This is a genomic window from Serratia surfactantfaciens, from assembly GCF_001642805.2.
Taxonomy (GTDB): Bacteria; Pseudomonadota; Gammaproteobacteria; order Enterobacterales; family Enterobacteriaceae; genus Serratia; species Serratia surfactantfaciens.
In genome coordinates this window covers 4,214,927-4,228,820 of record NZ_CP016948.1, presented here as the reverse complement: position 1 = coordinate 4,228,820, position 13,894 = coordinate 4,214,927, and the positions used below count along the sequence as shown (strand labels likewise).

At 64.5% G+C, this 13,894-nt stretch carries 11 protein-coding genes; 3 read left to right on the top strand and 8 right to left on the bottom strand.

All coding sequences use genetic code 11. The features are described 5' to 3' along the window. The first annotated feature begins 141 nt into the window (after window positions 1–141). A complete protein-coding gene (locus ATE40_RS19830) occupies window positions 142–747 on the top strand; it encodes a Crp/Fnr family transcriptional regulator (protein WP_230329017.1) in 606 nt (201 codons plus the stop codon). Here ATE40_RS19830 and ATE40_RS19825 read toward each other — a convergent pair. The 4 genes from ATE40_RS19825 to ATE40_RS19810 all read right to left on the bottom strand — a co-directional run bounded on the left by ATE40_RS19825 (window position 744) and on the right by ATE40_RS19810 (window position 3,602). After that, window positions 744–1,163, bottom strand: a complete 420-nt coding sequence (locus tag ATE40_RS19825; RefSeq protein ID WP_063918357.1) for a VOC family protein — start codon at window positions 1,161–1,163, stop codon at window positions 744–746. The genes ATE40_RS19830 and ATE40_RS19825 overlap by 4 nt on opposite strands. Window positions 1,164–1,287: 124 nt before the next feature. Continuing rightward, window positions 1,288–1,704 (bottom strand): SRPBCC family protein, encoded by a 417-nt coding sequence (locus tag ATE40_RS19820; protein WP_063918358.1) that lies wholly within the window; start codon window positions 1,702–1,704, stop codon window positions 1,288–1,290. Between the two features lie 36 nt (window positions 1,705–1,740). Continuing rightward, window positions 1,741–2,538: an SDR family NAD(P)-dependent oxidoreductase gene (locus tag ATE40_RS19815; RefSeq protein WP_063918359.1), complete on the bottom strand. Its 798-nt coding sequence runs from the start codon at window positions 2,536–2,538 to the stop codon at window positions 1,741–1,743. Window positions 2,539–2,591: 53 nt separating this feature from the next. Further along, window positions 2,592–3,602, bottom strand: coding sequence for an aldo/keto reductase (locus ATE40_RS19810; RefSeq protein WP_063918360.1), 1,011 nt, complete (start codon window positions 3,600–3,602; stop codon window positions 2,592–2,594). 141 nt (window positions 3,603–3,743) lie between these two features. Here ATE40_RS19810 and ATE40_RS19805 point away from each other — a divergent pair, with 141 nt between their 5' ends. Continuing rightward, window positions 3,744–4,643, top strand: coding sequence for a LysR substrate-binding domain-containing protein (locus tag ATE40_RS19805; RefSeq protein ID WP_063918361.1), 900 nt, complete (start codon window positions 3,744–3,746; stop codon window positions 4,641–4,643). Between the two features lie 33 nt (window positions 4,644–4,676). Here ATE40_RS19805 and ATE40_RS19800 read toward each other — a convergent pair whose 3' ends face one another. The 3 genes from ATE40_RS19800 to ATE40_RS19790 are packed head-to-tail and all read right to left on the bottom strand — an operon-like array spanning window position 4,677 to window position 11,061. Then, entirely contained in the window at window positions 4,677–6,869 is a 2,193-nt protein-coding gene (locus ATE40_RS19800; protein ID WP_063918362.1) for a virulence factor SrfC family protein, read from the bottom strand. Further along, the gene (locus ATE40_RS19795; RefSeq protein WP_063918423.1) at window positions 6,866–9,811 is read right to left on the bottom strand and encodes a virulence factor SrfB; all 2,946 of its coding nucleotides are present in this window, start codon (window positions 9,809–9,811) and stop codon (window positions 6,866–6,868) included. Before ATE40_RS19795 ends, ATE40_RS19800 begins: the two co-directional genes overlap by 4 nt. Continuing rightward, on the bottom strand, window positions 9,811–11,061 hold the full coding sequence (locus ATE40_RS19790) for an SrfA family protein (protein WP_063918363.1): 1,251 nt from the start codon (window positions 11,059–11,061) through the stop codon (window positions 9,811–9,813). The genes ATE40_RS19795 and ATE40_RS19790 overlap by 1 nt, the downstream gene beginning before the upstream one ends. A 298-nt stretch (window positions 11,062–11,359) precedes the next feature. On the opposite strand from ATE40_RS19790, the gene ATE40_RS19785 reads away from it, so the two are divergent. Beyond that, window positions 11,360–12,277, top strand: coding sequence for a DMT family transporter (locus ATE40_RS19785; protein ID WP_063918364.1), 918 nt, complete (start codon window positions 11,360–11,362; stop codon window positions 12,275–12,277). Here ATE40_RS19785 and pdxR read toward each other — a convergent pair. Then, on the bottom strand, window positions 12,274–13,767 hold the full coding sequence (gene pdxR / locus ATE40_RS19780; RefSeq protein WP_063918365.1) for a MocR-like pyridoxine biosynthesis transcription factor PdxR: 1,494 nt from the start codon (window positions 13,765–13,767) through the stop codon (window positions 12,274–12,276). The genes ATE40_RS19785 and pdxR overlap by 4 nt on opposite strands. Window positions 13,768–13,894 lie beyond the last annotated feature (127 nt).

The window sequence follows — 13,894 nt, the reverse complement described above, 5'->3', positions numbered from 1 at the left end:
CTGGGCGCAGCCGAAAAGATAGGATGCAAGACGTTAACGGATAAGCCCCGGGAGTGAATCGCCGTGAAAACTGTCGGTAACAGCAAGCTAAAAGAAGCGTTTATCGACGCTCACGATCTGCGAACGGCGCTTTCGCCCCCGTTGCTGGCCGCCTTGCGCCTGGTCAGCGTCGAGGCCGGTGAGCACCTGGTGACGCAAAGCGATCGTTTGAGCCACCTATATTTGCTCGTACAGGGAAAACTGCAGGTGGAGAATTACGACGCGAACGGCATGCACATCGTCTTTTCCTTTGAAACGGATTTTTCCGTAATCGGCGATCTGGAGCTGTTCTCCCAGGCGCAGCGGTCGGTGTTCAGCAGCGTTCAGGCGGTGACGGACGCGCTGATCTTCACGCTGCCCATCGAGGTGATCAGAGAGCGAGCCATGCGCGATCCCGCCTTCCTCACCTTTATGTGTCGGCAGCTGAGCGACAAGCTGCTTAACGCCTCATTGCTGCATGCGAGCGGCGGCTTAACGGCAGAATATAAGTTGCGAAAGTTTCTGTTATTTAAAATAAAAGACGAAGGCGTGCAGATTCAGCTCGAAAATCGGGAGTTGTTGGCGGGCAGATTAGGCATCTCCGTCAGGCAACTGAGCCGCGCACTGGCGCAGCTCGCGGCGGACGGCATGATTCAGTTTAAAAACAAGTCACTGCGGGTGACGGATCGCCAGCGGCTGTCCGGCCTGGAAGACAATCAGAGGGCCTAACCGATCGCCGGCCCCTTCAATTCCACGCGATTGCCGTCCGGATCGCTGAAATAAATGGACGGGCCGTCTCCCTCCGCGCCATAGCGCGATTCGGCGGGATCAACGTCGATCCCCTGCGATCGCAGATAGGCCAACAGCTCGCCCTCGTTGAAAGGATCGATGCGCAGGCAGACGTGATCGACATTTTGCCGGTGAGGATCGGGCGCCGTGCCGCCTTTTTTCCCCAGCACGCCGTTAATGTCCACCAGATCGATCATGGCCGCACCGGCGCGCAGGTGCATCAGCCCCAAATCCGGCCGCTGTTTGGCGATATCACAGCCAACGATCTGGGTATAAAAATGCAGGCTTTTCTGCATATCGCGCACGCGCAGAACCACATGGTCGATAGTCTTCAGGCTGAAAGGGCGCACGGCCATCTCCTCAAACGGAAGTCTCCTTTACAGCATAAACGGCGCTGGCGGATTTATCCTGCTCCAGATCTAAAGCAAAAAACGGCCAATGGCTTTCACCATCGGCCGCGAGCGCTTGAGCATGCTGGCGTTAGCGCGGGAAGTTGCCGCTCAGCGCATCCAGGCCGCCTTGGTAGATGCCGCTGAACAGGGCGACGGCCTCGTCGTCGCTGATGTTGACCGGCGTGAAGCTGCCCGACCATTCCACGCGCGCCACGTTGGCGTCGTCGGTGGCGTGTACCGACAGGGTGGACAGGTAATTCACCACCGGGAACGGCGCCTGCATGATGGAGTAGCTGTAGCTGCGTTGACGGTTGTCGAACGCTTCCAGCCGCTCGATGACGGTGCCGCCGTCGGCGGTGGTTAAGGTACGCACGCGGCCGCCTTCAGAAACGACGCTTTTCGGAATGAACGGCAGCCAGTCAGGCAGGGCGTCGAAGCCGCCGATCAGTTGCCATACGGTGTCGGCGGATGCCGGGATGTCCATAGAGACGGATGTATTAGCCATTTTCTTTCTCTCTTAATATCGGTTTAGGGTACGGAATTACATTGCCAGGGTGTCGACGACGCCACCGTCAACGCGCAGCGCCGCACCGGTGGTGGCCGAAGACAGCGGAGACGCGAGATAAACGGCAAGGTTGGCCACTTCATCGACGTCTGCCGCGCGCTGAATAATGGAGCTTGGGCGTTCGGTTTTGACGAACTCGTCGGCCTGATCGCGTGCGCTACGCCCGGATTTGGCCGCCGCATCCGCCAGCATTTCTTGCAGGCCTTCGGTAAAGGTTGGCCCTGGCAGGATGGCGTTGACCGTCACGCCGGTGCCGGCGAGGCGTTTCGCCAGGCCGTGAGACACCGCCAGGTTGGCGCTTTTGGTGACGCCGTAGTTGATCATGTCCGCCGGGATGGCGACGCCGGATTCGGACGACACGAAAATAATGCGTCCCCAGCCCTGTTCGGTCATGCTCTGCGCGTAGTGGCGCGCCAGACGCACGCCCGAGAGAACGTTGACGTTATAGAAGTGCATCCACTCGCTGTCGGGCACGGTAAAGAAGTCTTTATCGTTGAAAATGCCCAGGTTGTTGATCAGCACGTCGGCTTTAGGCTCCGCGGCGAACAGGGTCTCTGCCCCTTGTTCCGTGCCGAGATCGGCGACCACGCCGCGTACCTGCGCGCCAGGCACGTTGGCGCTGATGTCGGCGATGGCGTGATCGACCCCGGTTTTTTGACGGCCGACGATCACCACGATGGCACCCGTTTTGGCGAGCCCGCGCGCGATGCCGAGACCGATACCGGAGGTGGAGCCGCTGACGACGGCGACCTTGCCTGAAAGATCCAGTTTCATCATGTACCTCATAGAGTTAATCGATGTAATGGGGCCATGCGGCCCCATAAAACTTAACGAATCGGCAGCGGCGCGTTGTCGGCCACCAGTTTCTGACGGCGCATCTCCGCCCAGAACTCAGCCGGGATCACTGCATCCAGCGCAGCCAGATCTTCGGCCATGCGGCCAGGGCGGCTCGAACCGGGGATCACGGCGGCCACCGCCGGGTTAGCCAGTGAGAACTGCAGCGCAGCGGCTTTGACGTCAACCTGGAAGCGAGCGGCGATCGCTTTGATTTGCGCCACTTTCGCCAGTACCGCCGGGGACGCTTTCTGGTATTCGTAGTGTTCGCCGCCGGCCAGTACGCCGGAGTTGTAAGGGCCGCCGACAACGATATCGACATTCTGTTCCAGCGCTTCCGGCATCAGGCGTTGCAGGGCGCGTTCGTGATCCAGCAGGCTGTAGCGGCCGGCCAGCAGGAAGGCATCCGGTTTCGGCTCATCAAGCGCCAGCGTCAGTTCGCAAGGCTCGACGCGGTTGACGCCGAGGCCCCAGGCTTTGATCACGCCTTCGTCACGCAGGCGGGACAGTGCGCGGAAGGCGCCGGTACGGGCGATATTGAACTGTTCCAGCCAGCTGTCGCCGTAGAAATCCTGAGCGACGTCGTGGATCCAGACGATATCCAGACGGTCGGTTTTAAGACGCTTCAGGCTGTGTTCAATGGAGCGAAGCGTGCCGTCTTCCGAGTAGTCGTTCAGGATCTTGTTTTTCAAACCGTGTTCGAACAGGCCGCCTTTCTCACCCAGATCGCGGGCGGCGGGATCTTCCATTTCGTCCAGCATGATGCGGCCCACTTTGGTGCTCAGCACGAACTCATCGCGTGGGTACTGAGAGAGCGCTTCGCCCATGCGAATTTCCGACAGGCCGGAACCGTAAAGCGGTGCGGTGTCGAAGTAGCGGATGCCCAAGTCCCAGGCGTTGGTTACGGTAGCCAGCGCTTCTTCTTCTGGAATGGCGCGGAACATATTGCCGAGCGGCGCGCCGCCCAAACCGATCTTGCCGGGTAAAATATTTTTGATGCTCATGGTGAATCCTCAATACATTATCTTTTCAGGGAAATTGGGGGGCGCATACCGCGTCTGCCCCGTCACGAGGCTAAAGATAACGTGGCAAGTTGTGACTTGATAGGACATAATTTGTCTAAGTTAAGTCCTTTAAGGTCTCACATGATCGATTTACGCCAGTTGAAATACTTCGTCGCGGTGGCGGAAGAAGAGCACGTCGGCCGCGCCGCCGAACGGTTGCACATTTCCCAGTCACCACTGAGCCGGCAGATTTCCCAGCTTGAGGAGCGCCTCGGGTTGATGTTGTTTGAGCGCAATCAGCAACGCATCCGCCTGACCGCCGACGGCCAGACGTTTCTGGCCGAAACCCGCGCGCTATTGACGCACGCCAACCGGCTCGAGTCGCTCGGACGCCGCTTGGGACGGGGGGAGGACGGCGGGCTGTGCATCGGCTATATCGAAAATGCGATGCACTCCGGCGTCTTGTCGAACGCATTGCGATCGCTGCGGGTTTCCCGGCCGGATGTGCACATCGTACTTTACAGCCAGCCTTCTTCCATGCAGCTGGAAGGGCTGCGGCAGCGTAGCCTGGATGTAGCGCTGGTCAATACGGCGCCGGATCGCGACGATCAGGATTTAGACTATACGCAGGTGTTGGACGATCGCATGCTGCTGGCCCTGCCGCAGACGCATCCGCTGGCGGACAGGGAAAAGCTGCAGCCGGCGGATCTCACCGATCAGGCCTGGATCTCGGTGATCCACAAAGAGGATGCCCATTCGCGCGACGACTTCGTGGCGGCCTGCGTGAAGGCCGGGTTCGATCCGGATATTCGACTGGAAGCGGGCGAGCCGCTGACCGCGCTGGGGCTGGTCGCCGCCGGGTTGGGGATGACGCTGATCCAGCACAGCTTGCGGCATAACGCGCCGCAGGGCGTGGTGCTGCGCGAACTGCCCTGGATGCAATACACCACGCAGCTGTGGGCAGTGTGGCACAAGGCCAACCTGCGCCCGCTGGTCACCCATTTCCGCGAAGTGATGTCGGCCGGGCCGGCCTGCCACTAACTGCGCGGCGGTGTCCGACCCGGATTGTGTCCGCTACGGTACAGCGCGCAGGGCGGCGACGATCGCCGCCAGCTCGGCGCGCTGCTCGTCTGCCAGCGCGGGCTGCGCCTGCGCCGCATTCTCCGCCAGCAAGGTCTGCAGGCCGATCAGCCAGTCATAGATATAAAACGCGGTATTTTTGGTCGGCGTCGGCGCCAGCCGGGTGAGCCGCTGCTGGCCGCTCCAGTCCACTGCCGGCTGCGGCGGCGGGGTAAAGATCGGCTGGCCGGGGTTGACGCGGCTCTCGGGGCGCGTTGCCGCATCGCGCCGCTGGAAGCCGAGCCAGGCGACGAAGTCGCCCAGCAGCGCCAACGCCTGGCTGATCTGCCGATCTTCCCCTTGTTCCGGCAGGCCGCCGGCGCACAGTGCGCGCTGCAGCTCATCATCGAGCTGCAGGCGGCAGGCGGCGCCGATCAGCGCATCGACCAACAGTTCGAGGTGCGGTTTGTCGACGCCGAGCAGGTCCAACAGCTGCCGGTTGTCCGGCAGTGCGCGCAGATGATTGATCCAGTCTGCGAAGATTCGCGCGGCAAAAGGCGATGCCGGTTGTCCGCCCGCCGCCGCGGGTTCTTGTGCGCCGAACAGATCGATATCCAGTCCGAACGGTGAAGGCGTCGCCGTCGGGGTCGGCGCGGCGTGCTGCTGTTGCTGATAGAGCTGGCGCAGCGTATCGCGCTGGGGCAACAATCGTTCCAGCAGTTCGCCGTGGCGGCCGGCCTGCGCCTGCAGCGCGCGCAGCAGCTGTTGGGCGCGTTGTTGGGTCGCGTGCGGATCGGCGGCGGTGAGCCAGTTGCCGAGCAGGCTTTCCGTCAGCTCGCGCTGCAACTCTTCGCGCAGCTCGAGCAAGCGCGCTTGCTTGTGGGCCGGGCGCGCCTGTGCGGCCAGGTAGTTCACCATGCGGCGGCAATCCTGCTCATCCAGCGCCAGCAGCGTGGCCCAGCTGTCACCGGGTTCGCCGACCTGGCGCTGAACGGCGTCGTCGGGGCGTGATTTGCCTTCCTGGCGTTGGTCGAACGGCGTGATAGCCCAGATTAAACCGGGCTTGCGGCGCTGGCGCAGCGCCGGGGTTTCCCCCTGGGTGTGGTCGACCCAGCCGGCGAGCGCCTGGCCGATGCGCGCGGCGTCCTGCGGCGTTGCGGCGGCATCGGTCACCAGCAGCAGGCTGGTGTGCAGGCCGTCCGCACCGCGGGTCAGCAAATGGGCGCGCTTCGCCTGCTGCAGGCGCTGCGTCGGTTCTGCCTGCGGGCAGCTGCGGCTGCCGGGCAGGTCGATCAGGGCTACGTCGGCGGGCAGGCCTGCCTGCGCCGCCGGCGGCAGGGCGGTGGTCACTTCAGCGGTCAGCCAGGCCAGATCGCTTAGCCCAACCTCCCGCTCATCGCCTTGTTCGGTCAGCACGGCGAACGCGGCGTTTTCCGGCGCGGTGCTCGCCGTCAGCAGCGCCAGCGCGCGGCGCGGAGCGTGAACCTGCCGGCTGCCGCCGAGGGCCTGCAGCGCGTGCGCCAACTGGCGATAACGCGCCGTCAGCGTCGGCTCCTCCCCCCACAGCGGCGCAAACAGGCGCGCGCGATCGTCGATGCTCAACTGCGGCGCCAGCGTCACCGCCTGCGGCCAGAAGTGCCTGTCCAGCGTGTGTTGTGCTTTGCCGCCGTGGCGGCGCAGGCTGTCCCACAGCGCCAGCACATCGTTGCCGTCAAGGCCGTCGACGGCGATCGTCTGGCGATGGCGCGCCAGCGTCTGCAGATGGTCGGCGATCGCGCGGGCGTCCCAGTCCGGGCGGAAGCCGCTCATCGCCGCGGCGTCGAGCGTGATGGCCAGCCACTGCGCTTCATTGAGCAGGGCGAGGGCGATCGGATACTCGGCGGGGCCCGCTTCGGCCGCCGTGCAGTAGCGCACCGCGAGCGAAATGTCCGCGTTGAAGCGCTTTGCGCCCGGCGCCAGCGCCGCCAGTAAATGGTTTTTGGCGGCGGCGTTGTGGCCATACAAACCGATGGCGAGCTGCGCAGGCCGGGTGTTTTCCAACCGGGCGGCGCGGTTATGGCAACGGCGCAGACGCTGTATCAGGCGATCGGCCTCCCGCTCCAGGCGGGGGGATTGGCGGCGTGCGGCGTCCACCCAGTCGATCGCCTGCAAAATGCCGGCGCTGAGCGCGTTATTCGGGGCCGCTGGGGCGAAGGTTTGTGTGTTCATCGTGGGTAAATGCTCCCGCTGTCTATCCAGTAGTGGGTCGCACCGGAGGCGCTGGCAGCCAGGGTATTGAGTTTCAGTTGCAGGTGGTGCGCCGGGACGGGGCTGCCGTCGGCCAGCAGCGCCTGCGCGATCTTGACGCTCTCAGCGCCCTGTTCGGCGCTGGCGGTGATGGCCAGCCGCAGACTGATCACCGCGTCGCCGGCCAGCTTGCGCGCCAGCTGGGTGTCATTGATGGTCAGCGTATAGAGCGGCGAGGCCGGCCAGCGTTCGTTGTCCAGCTGGCGGAAGCCCAAACGCAGCGGGCCGCGCAGCTGGAAGCTGCCGGCGGGGTCGAGCGCGAAATCGGCGCGATCCAGATCGATGTCGCGGTAGTAGACGTTATCGTCCGCCAGCATGTTGTTGCCGTCCAGCATGCCCAGATAGCGAATGGTGGAATAGGGCTGGAAATCCCCGACGTTGAAGTAAAAGCTTTCCAGCCGTAGATCGATCGCCAGCAGGCACAGCATGGCGCCCACGGCGGCGGTGGATTTGGGATTGTCGATGCGGCCGCGTTTGTTAAACGGATACCAGCTGCGGGTGTGATAGCCCTCAAGCGGCAGAATGCGGCTGGCGGGCAGCGGCTGCAGGTGGCGCAGCAGCGCCTGTACGCCGGGGAAGCGCGCCGGGCGGCCGGTCAGCAGCAGTACGTCGCAGGTATACAGCGCCACCACTTCGGCCAGCAGGCGCAGACAGTGGCCGATGCCGATGCGATCGGACAAGAAGGCGGCGTGCAGGTCGGCCAGACGGATCACCAGCGGCGTGTGCAGGATATCGAAGGCGTCGCTGTCGGCTTCGCGTTGCACTTCGCCGTTGATAAACGCCAGCACCTGCGGCGTCGGCCGTTGCGGCAGCAGATCGCCGAGGCTGGCGGCGATTTCCGCGCGGCTGTCCAGCGGATCGTATTCTTCATAGGCACCGAGCAGCGCGCGCCCGGCGGGCATGAAAATCTGCAGCGCGGCCTGTTGGCGCAGGGTGGATAGCCCGTCCATGCGCCCTTCGTTGCCGAACAGCTTATCCATCAGCGCCGCTGCGGCGCTCACGCCGGCGGCCTCGAACGCCTGTTGTACGGCGGGCAGGACAAACTGCTGAATGATGTCCAGCAGGATGTCGTCGCCGGCGACCTTAAAGCCCTCGCGGAACAGCAGGCGCGGATTGATTTTTATGTTGCTGCCCACGCCGTCGTCGAGCGAGTAGTGCGTAATCGCCAGATCCGTGGTGCCGCCGCCAATGTCGATAGAGGCGATGCGCAATGTCTTGCCGGCCTGTTCACCCGGCGCCAGCGGCCGATCGGGCCGCGCCATGGCGGCGAAGAAGGCATCGGTGCGGCCGGCGAAGTTCACCTGGGTTTCGTTGTACAGATAGACCATCTGGCCGCAGGTGGCTTCGTCCCACTCGATCTGCACCTGCGGCGCCGGGAAGCGGGTGTGTTCGCCGTCGAACGGCGCATCCTGCGGGTGCCAGCCGAGGGCTTTCCACACCAGCCCGATCGCTTCCTGCATTCGGCGGCGGAAGAGTTCGCGCTCCGGCTTTGGCATCGCCGAAGGCAGCGTCAGAATGATGGCGCGCAGACGGCGCGGTGCGGCGGCGTTCGGCATGCGGCTGCGCTGGGCGATGCTGTTGATCTGCATCAGCGCCTGCGCCAACAGCTCGCTCAACATCAGGCTCATCACCGCACTGCGGCTGTAATGGGCGGCGAATACCGGCAGCCGTTGCGCCGTCGGCAGGGCGGACAGCGGTATGCCCTCATCGTTGATCAGCGTGGTCAACGGCGCGGCGGCGGCCATCGGTTCGTGCCGTTCGTTGAAGCGCCAGCCGGGCGCATAGCGCTCCTCATCCCACAGATAGCGGCGCGGGCTGGAGATGCCGGTGGTGCCTTCATGCCCTTCGCGTCGCTGCGCCAATTGCGCGGCTTCGCGGCCGACCCGGGTGATGGAGGGCCATTGGAAGGCGTCGTCGCGCCCGCTCTGGAAAGACAAATGCGGCTTGCCGAAGACGGCCTGAGAAAACTCCACCCGACTCTCGAACAGTTCGTTATAGACGCGATGCGGTTCGGACAGCGATCGCAGCTGCAGCTCATAGGTTTGCTTCAGGCCGTTGCTCTCTTCCGGATGGTCTTCGACCAATACGCCGCAGGTGTGAGAGTTGCCGACGTCCAGCACCAGATCGACGTCGATCGCCGGCTGTTGCAGCGTCGCAGCCGCCATTTTTATCTGCGGCACCGCCAGCTGATGGCCGAGCATGTGCAGCAGGTTGAGGTAGTGCGCCTGGTACTCGAAGGTTTTCAGCCCGGCGTTGATCTCCGCCTCGGCGCGTTGTTCCAGCTCGACGGCGCGCTGGCTGAACGCCTCGCGCAGCCAGCCGTCCACCCAGGTCAGATCGAGAAACTCGCCCAGCTCGTGATTGCGGTGCGCCAGCGCGAAGTTAAGGCCGGCGCCGAGATCGCTCTCGCCCGGCGCCAGCGCTTCCTGGGCGGGCGCGGCGGCGCGGGTGTCGAAGGCCAGCACCACGCGCAGCAGATGACCGTCCTGATCCGGCTCATCCAACTGCACCACCTGCAGGCGCGCCCAGTTATCCGGGCCTGATAAAAACACGCCCGCCGGGGTGTGGCGCAGGAACGGCAACGGCAGCCAGAGCTTATCCAGCAGGCGCAGCGACTGCTGCAGCGGGTAGCTGAACTCCGGCCGTACCACCTCGGCGGCCTGTCCGCCTTCGGCCGGCAACTGGTATTTGCCGCTCTCGGCCTCCCATTGCAGGCGCAGCAACGGGCCACTGGCGGTCTTGCGCACGAATTTGCCGGGAAACTCGGCGTCCAGCAGCGGCGTCAGGGCAAAGTCCAGAAACTGGATGCCACTGTCCTGAATCAGCGTAATGCCGTGTTTGTAGTCCGTAAGGGGTGCCAGCATCATTTACTCTCGCGCTTGAACGTCATGGGATAGGTGGTGTCCGCATCGTAGCGGCCGGTGCACTCCGCCGCCCCGGTCTCGCCCTGGCGGCAGACGATTTCCGGGATCTGGTAGCGGCTGCCGTCGCTGCAGCGTGCCTTGGTTCGGCTGTTGATCACTAGATTGCCGGACTGCATCAGCCCGGCCTCGACCGCCACCCGGCAGCTGACGCCGTCGCCGTAGGCGATGATGGCGTTGCCCTTGCCCGCGTTCAGACGGTATTGCAGGCTGGGGCGTTTGCCGGTGATCGGATCTTTCAGCGCCACCGTGGCGCGCCATTTGCCGTTAAGAAAACGGGTGGAACCGGCCTTTACCGCTTCGGGTGGCAGCACCAGAGCGTTTTTGTCCACCGGCTGCGGGAGGACCGGCGCCGGTGGTGGCGGCATCAGCGTCGCGTGTGCCAGCGGCAAGTGCAGTTTTGGCAACGGTGCGGCCGCCTTCACCGGCGACACCGGCTGCGGTTTTGCGGCCAGCGGTGCCGGCTCTGGCGCAGGCGGGGTCGGCGAACGGCCCAGCCAGCCGGCCAAGGCGCCGCCCAGTAGCAGCATGAGCGGTAACCCTATCCAGATAGCGCGGCGCCGGCGTGGGCGTGCGGCTACCGGGGGCGCGACGGTTTCGGCCGGGGTGGGCACCGGTTCAGGTTCTGCTACCGGAGCCGGTGTTACCGGCTCGGCCATGGCCGGCTTGCGCGGGGCGGCGGCGATCGGCGCCGGTTTTTCCACTTCCGTTTCGGCAGGCCGCAGGCAGGCCAAAGGATCGTCCGGGCTCTGCGCCTGCGGTTTGATAAAGCCCCAAAAGGTCAGCACCGGCCGGTCGTCCACCAGATAGACGTGGTTGGGATCGGGGATATGCATCGCTTTGGCCAGCAGCGCGCCGAACAGGCGGTGGCTGGGGTGATCGGTCGCCTGGGTTTGTTCCGTCAGGCTGCGGAAGGTCGTCAGGCAGTGTTCCAGGTGGCGCACCGCCTGCGCTCGCTGGGCATCGCTCGCCGCCAGCCAGGAGGTGACCTTGCCGGGGAAGGGTGCATACCAGTCGATGCGGGTGCCGCTTTCGTTCGGCTGCGGGATCGCCAGGCAGTCGGCGGCCTGCTGCTGCCGGCGAAGGCGCAGGGTTTCCCGCAGCTGCTGCGCGCAGGCGTAGACCGGTTGCCCGTTCTCGCCTAAAGCCAGCACATCATCCAAACTGCCACTGCGTAAGAAGGGTTTCACCACGGCGCCGCACCTTGTCCTGTTCTACAAAAACGCATAAAAGTCCATGATACCGCGCCGACTGCGCCGCCAAACGGCCAAGGACAGCCCGAAAAACGCCCTTCTTTGGCGTTAGCGCCGCGCTTTGCTAACCGGTACAGCGATAATCTCGCTATCTGGACCTGTCTCTGAACCGCTTTATCTGAAAAATAGAACGCAGCCCCGGCAAGCTGCGCTGGGGAACGATGTTCTCTTTCACTTATGGCATCGCCTCGCGGGTTGCCGATTTCGGTATGCCTCAGGCGTGCGGAGCGTTCGCATCATGGACAGCCAGTCTGAAAAAACTCTTGTGGTTACCTCTACCGCTCATCCCGCCGCCGGGCATTCGGCTCAGGGCTGGATGAACGGCTTCATCGGCATGATTATCTTCAGCGGCTCGTTGCCCGCCACCCGGGTGGCAGTGCTGGAGCTCGATCCGCTGTTTTTGACCGCGGTCAGGGCGGCGATCGCCGCCTTGCTGGCCCTGTGCGCACTGCTGCTTACCCGCCAGGCGCGGCCGACGCGGGCCGATTTAGCGCCGCTGCTGTTTGTGGCGCTCGGCGTGGTCATCGGTTTTCCGCTGCTGACGGCGCTGGCGCTGCAGCACACCACCTCGGCGCACTCGCTGGTGTATATCGGCCTGCTGCCGCTGGCGACCGCCGGTTTTGGCGTTTTGCGCGGCGGAGAGCGGCCCAAGCCCGCTTTTTGGGCGTTTTCGGGCGTCGGCGCCGCGCTGGTGGGGGCCTTCGCACTGAGCCAGGGGAGCGGCGGCTCCTGGCTGGGGGATGCGCTGATGGTCGGGGCGGTGCTGCTGTGCGGCCTGGGTTATGCCGAGGGTGCGGTGCTGTCGCGCCGGATCGGCGGCTGGCAGGTGATCTCCTGGGCGCTGGTGGTGGCGTTGCCGTTGACGCTGGCGGCCGCCTGGCTAGCGGCGCCGGCCGGATGGCCCGTGGTCAGCGGCAAGGCGTGGCTGTCGTTGGTTTATGTCTCGGTGTTCAGCATGTGGATCGGGTTTATCTTCTGGTATCGCGGCCTGGCGCAGGGCGGCATCGCCGCGGTTGGCCAGCTGCAGCTGCTGCAGCCGTTTTTCGGCCTGGCGCTGGCGGGCTGGCTGCTGCATGAGACCGTTCAGCCGATGATGATCGCCGTGATGGCCGGCGTGGTAGTTTGCGTGTTCGGCGCCAAACGTTTTTCCCGCTAGGCACCGTTGCGGGCGCATGTTCGGATCACCTCTGCGAGCCGCTCCACCGCCTGTTGTACCTGGCGATCGGCATAACCGCCCAACCCCAGCACCAGCCCCGGTTCGCCGTTGCCGGGTGCATACATCGGCGATACCGCCCGCAGCGCCAGCCCGGCTTGGTTGGCGCGCAGGGCGATCTGTGCGTCGTCGAGATCTTTCCTCAGCCACAGCACCATATGCATGCCCTGATCGCAGGGCTGCACCATCGCCAACTCGGCCGGGATATGCGCGTTGATCGCCTCGATCAGCACCCGGCGTTTCTCGGCGTAGACGCCGCGCATTTTGCGGATATGCCGGTCGAGATACCCTTCGGCGATAAAGGCGGCCAGCACGTGTTGATCTGCGCTGGGCGGATGGCGATCCATCAGGATCCTGGCGCCGCAAAACGCGTCGACCAGCGGCGGCGGCACGATGGCGTAACCCAGCCGCAATGACGGGAACAGCACCTTGCTGAAGGTGCCGAGATAGAGCGTCCGTTCGGGTGCCAGCCCTTGCAGCGAGGGGAACGGATGACCGGCATAGCGCATCTCGCTGTCGTAATCATCCTCCACGATCCAGGCCTGCCGCTCTCTGGCCCAGGCCAGCAGGGCGCTTCTTTTCGCCATGCTCATCGGCATGCCCAGCGGATATTGATGCGACGGCGTGACAAAGGCGGCGCGGGCGTCGGCGGCCAGACGGATGCCCGCGGCGACGTCGATGCCGTCGTCGGCGACGGGCACCCTGACCATGCGGCGGTCGCGAAACAGGCTGTCGAAAATGGCGGTAATGCCGGCGTAGGCGGGGTCTTCCACCCAGGCGCTGTCGCCGGCGTCCAGCAGGATCTGCGCGGCCAGATACAACCCCTGCTGGGTGCCGGAGGTAATGAGGATTTGCTGCGGCGTGCAGTTCACGGAGCGGGAACGCCGCACATAGTCGCAGATGGCTTCGCGCAGCGGCAATGCGCCCAGAGGATCGCCATAGCCCGAAGGCGCGCCGGGGCCGCGTGCCCGGATGCGGTTGCCGAGCCGCCGCCAGACATCGTCGGGCGCGGTATCGCCGATCGGCACCGAGACGGTGAACGGCACCGGCGGCAGCGCCCGCGCCTGAGCGGCAAAGCGCGCCAGATGCTGCGCCTGTGAAGAAAGCGGCATCGCCGGCGGCGGACTGGCCTGTACGGTGGCGTGGGGCAGGCGGCGCGGTGCCTGATAGTGAGCGACCCGGGTGCCGGAGCCGGGCTGCGGTTCGAGAAAACCTTCCGCCGTCAACTGGGCGAACGCCTCCAACACCGTGCCGCGCGCCAGATTCAGCGCCGCCGACAGCCGGCGCGTCGAGGGCAGCAGATCGCCCGCTTTCAGATCGCCGCGGTGGATGGCCTGACGCAGAGCCTGCGCCAGCTGGTGGCTAAGCTGACCCGCCTGGCGATCGAGCTCGCCGAGGGCGGGAACGTCAACGACTTTGGCTGTTCTGGGCATGAATTCCGGTTCGCTTTACGGTGTAAAAATAGACATTCAGAGTAAACCGCTTTTGCCCTGTGCGCTATGCGCCATGCAAGATTGAAAAAAGAACGCGCGCTCGGCGCTGCGGCGCTTATGCTTTTGG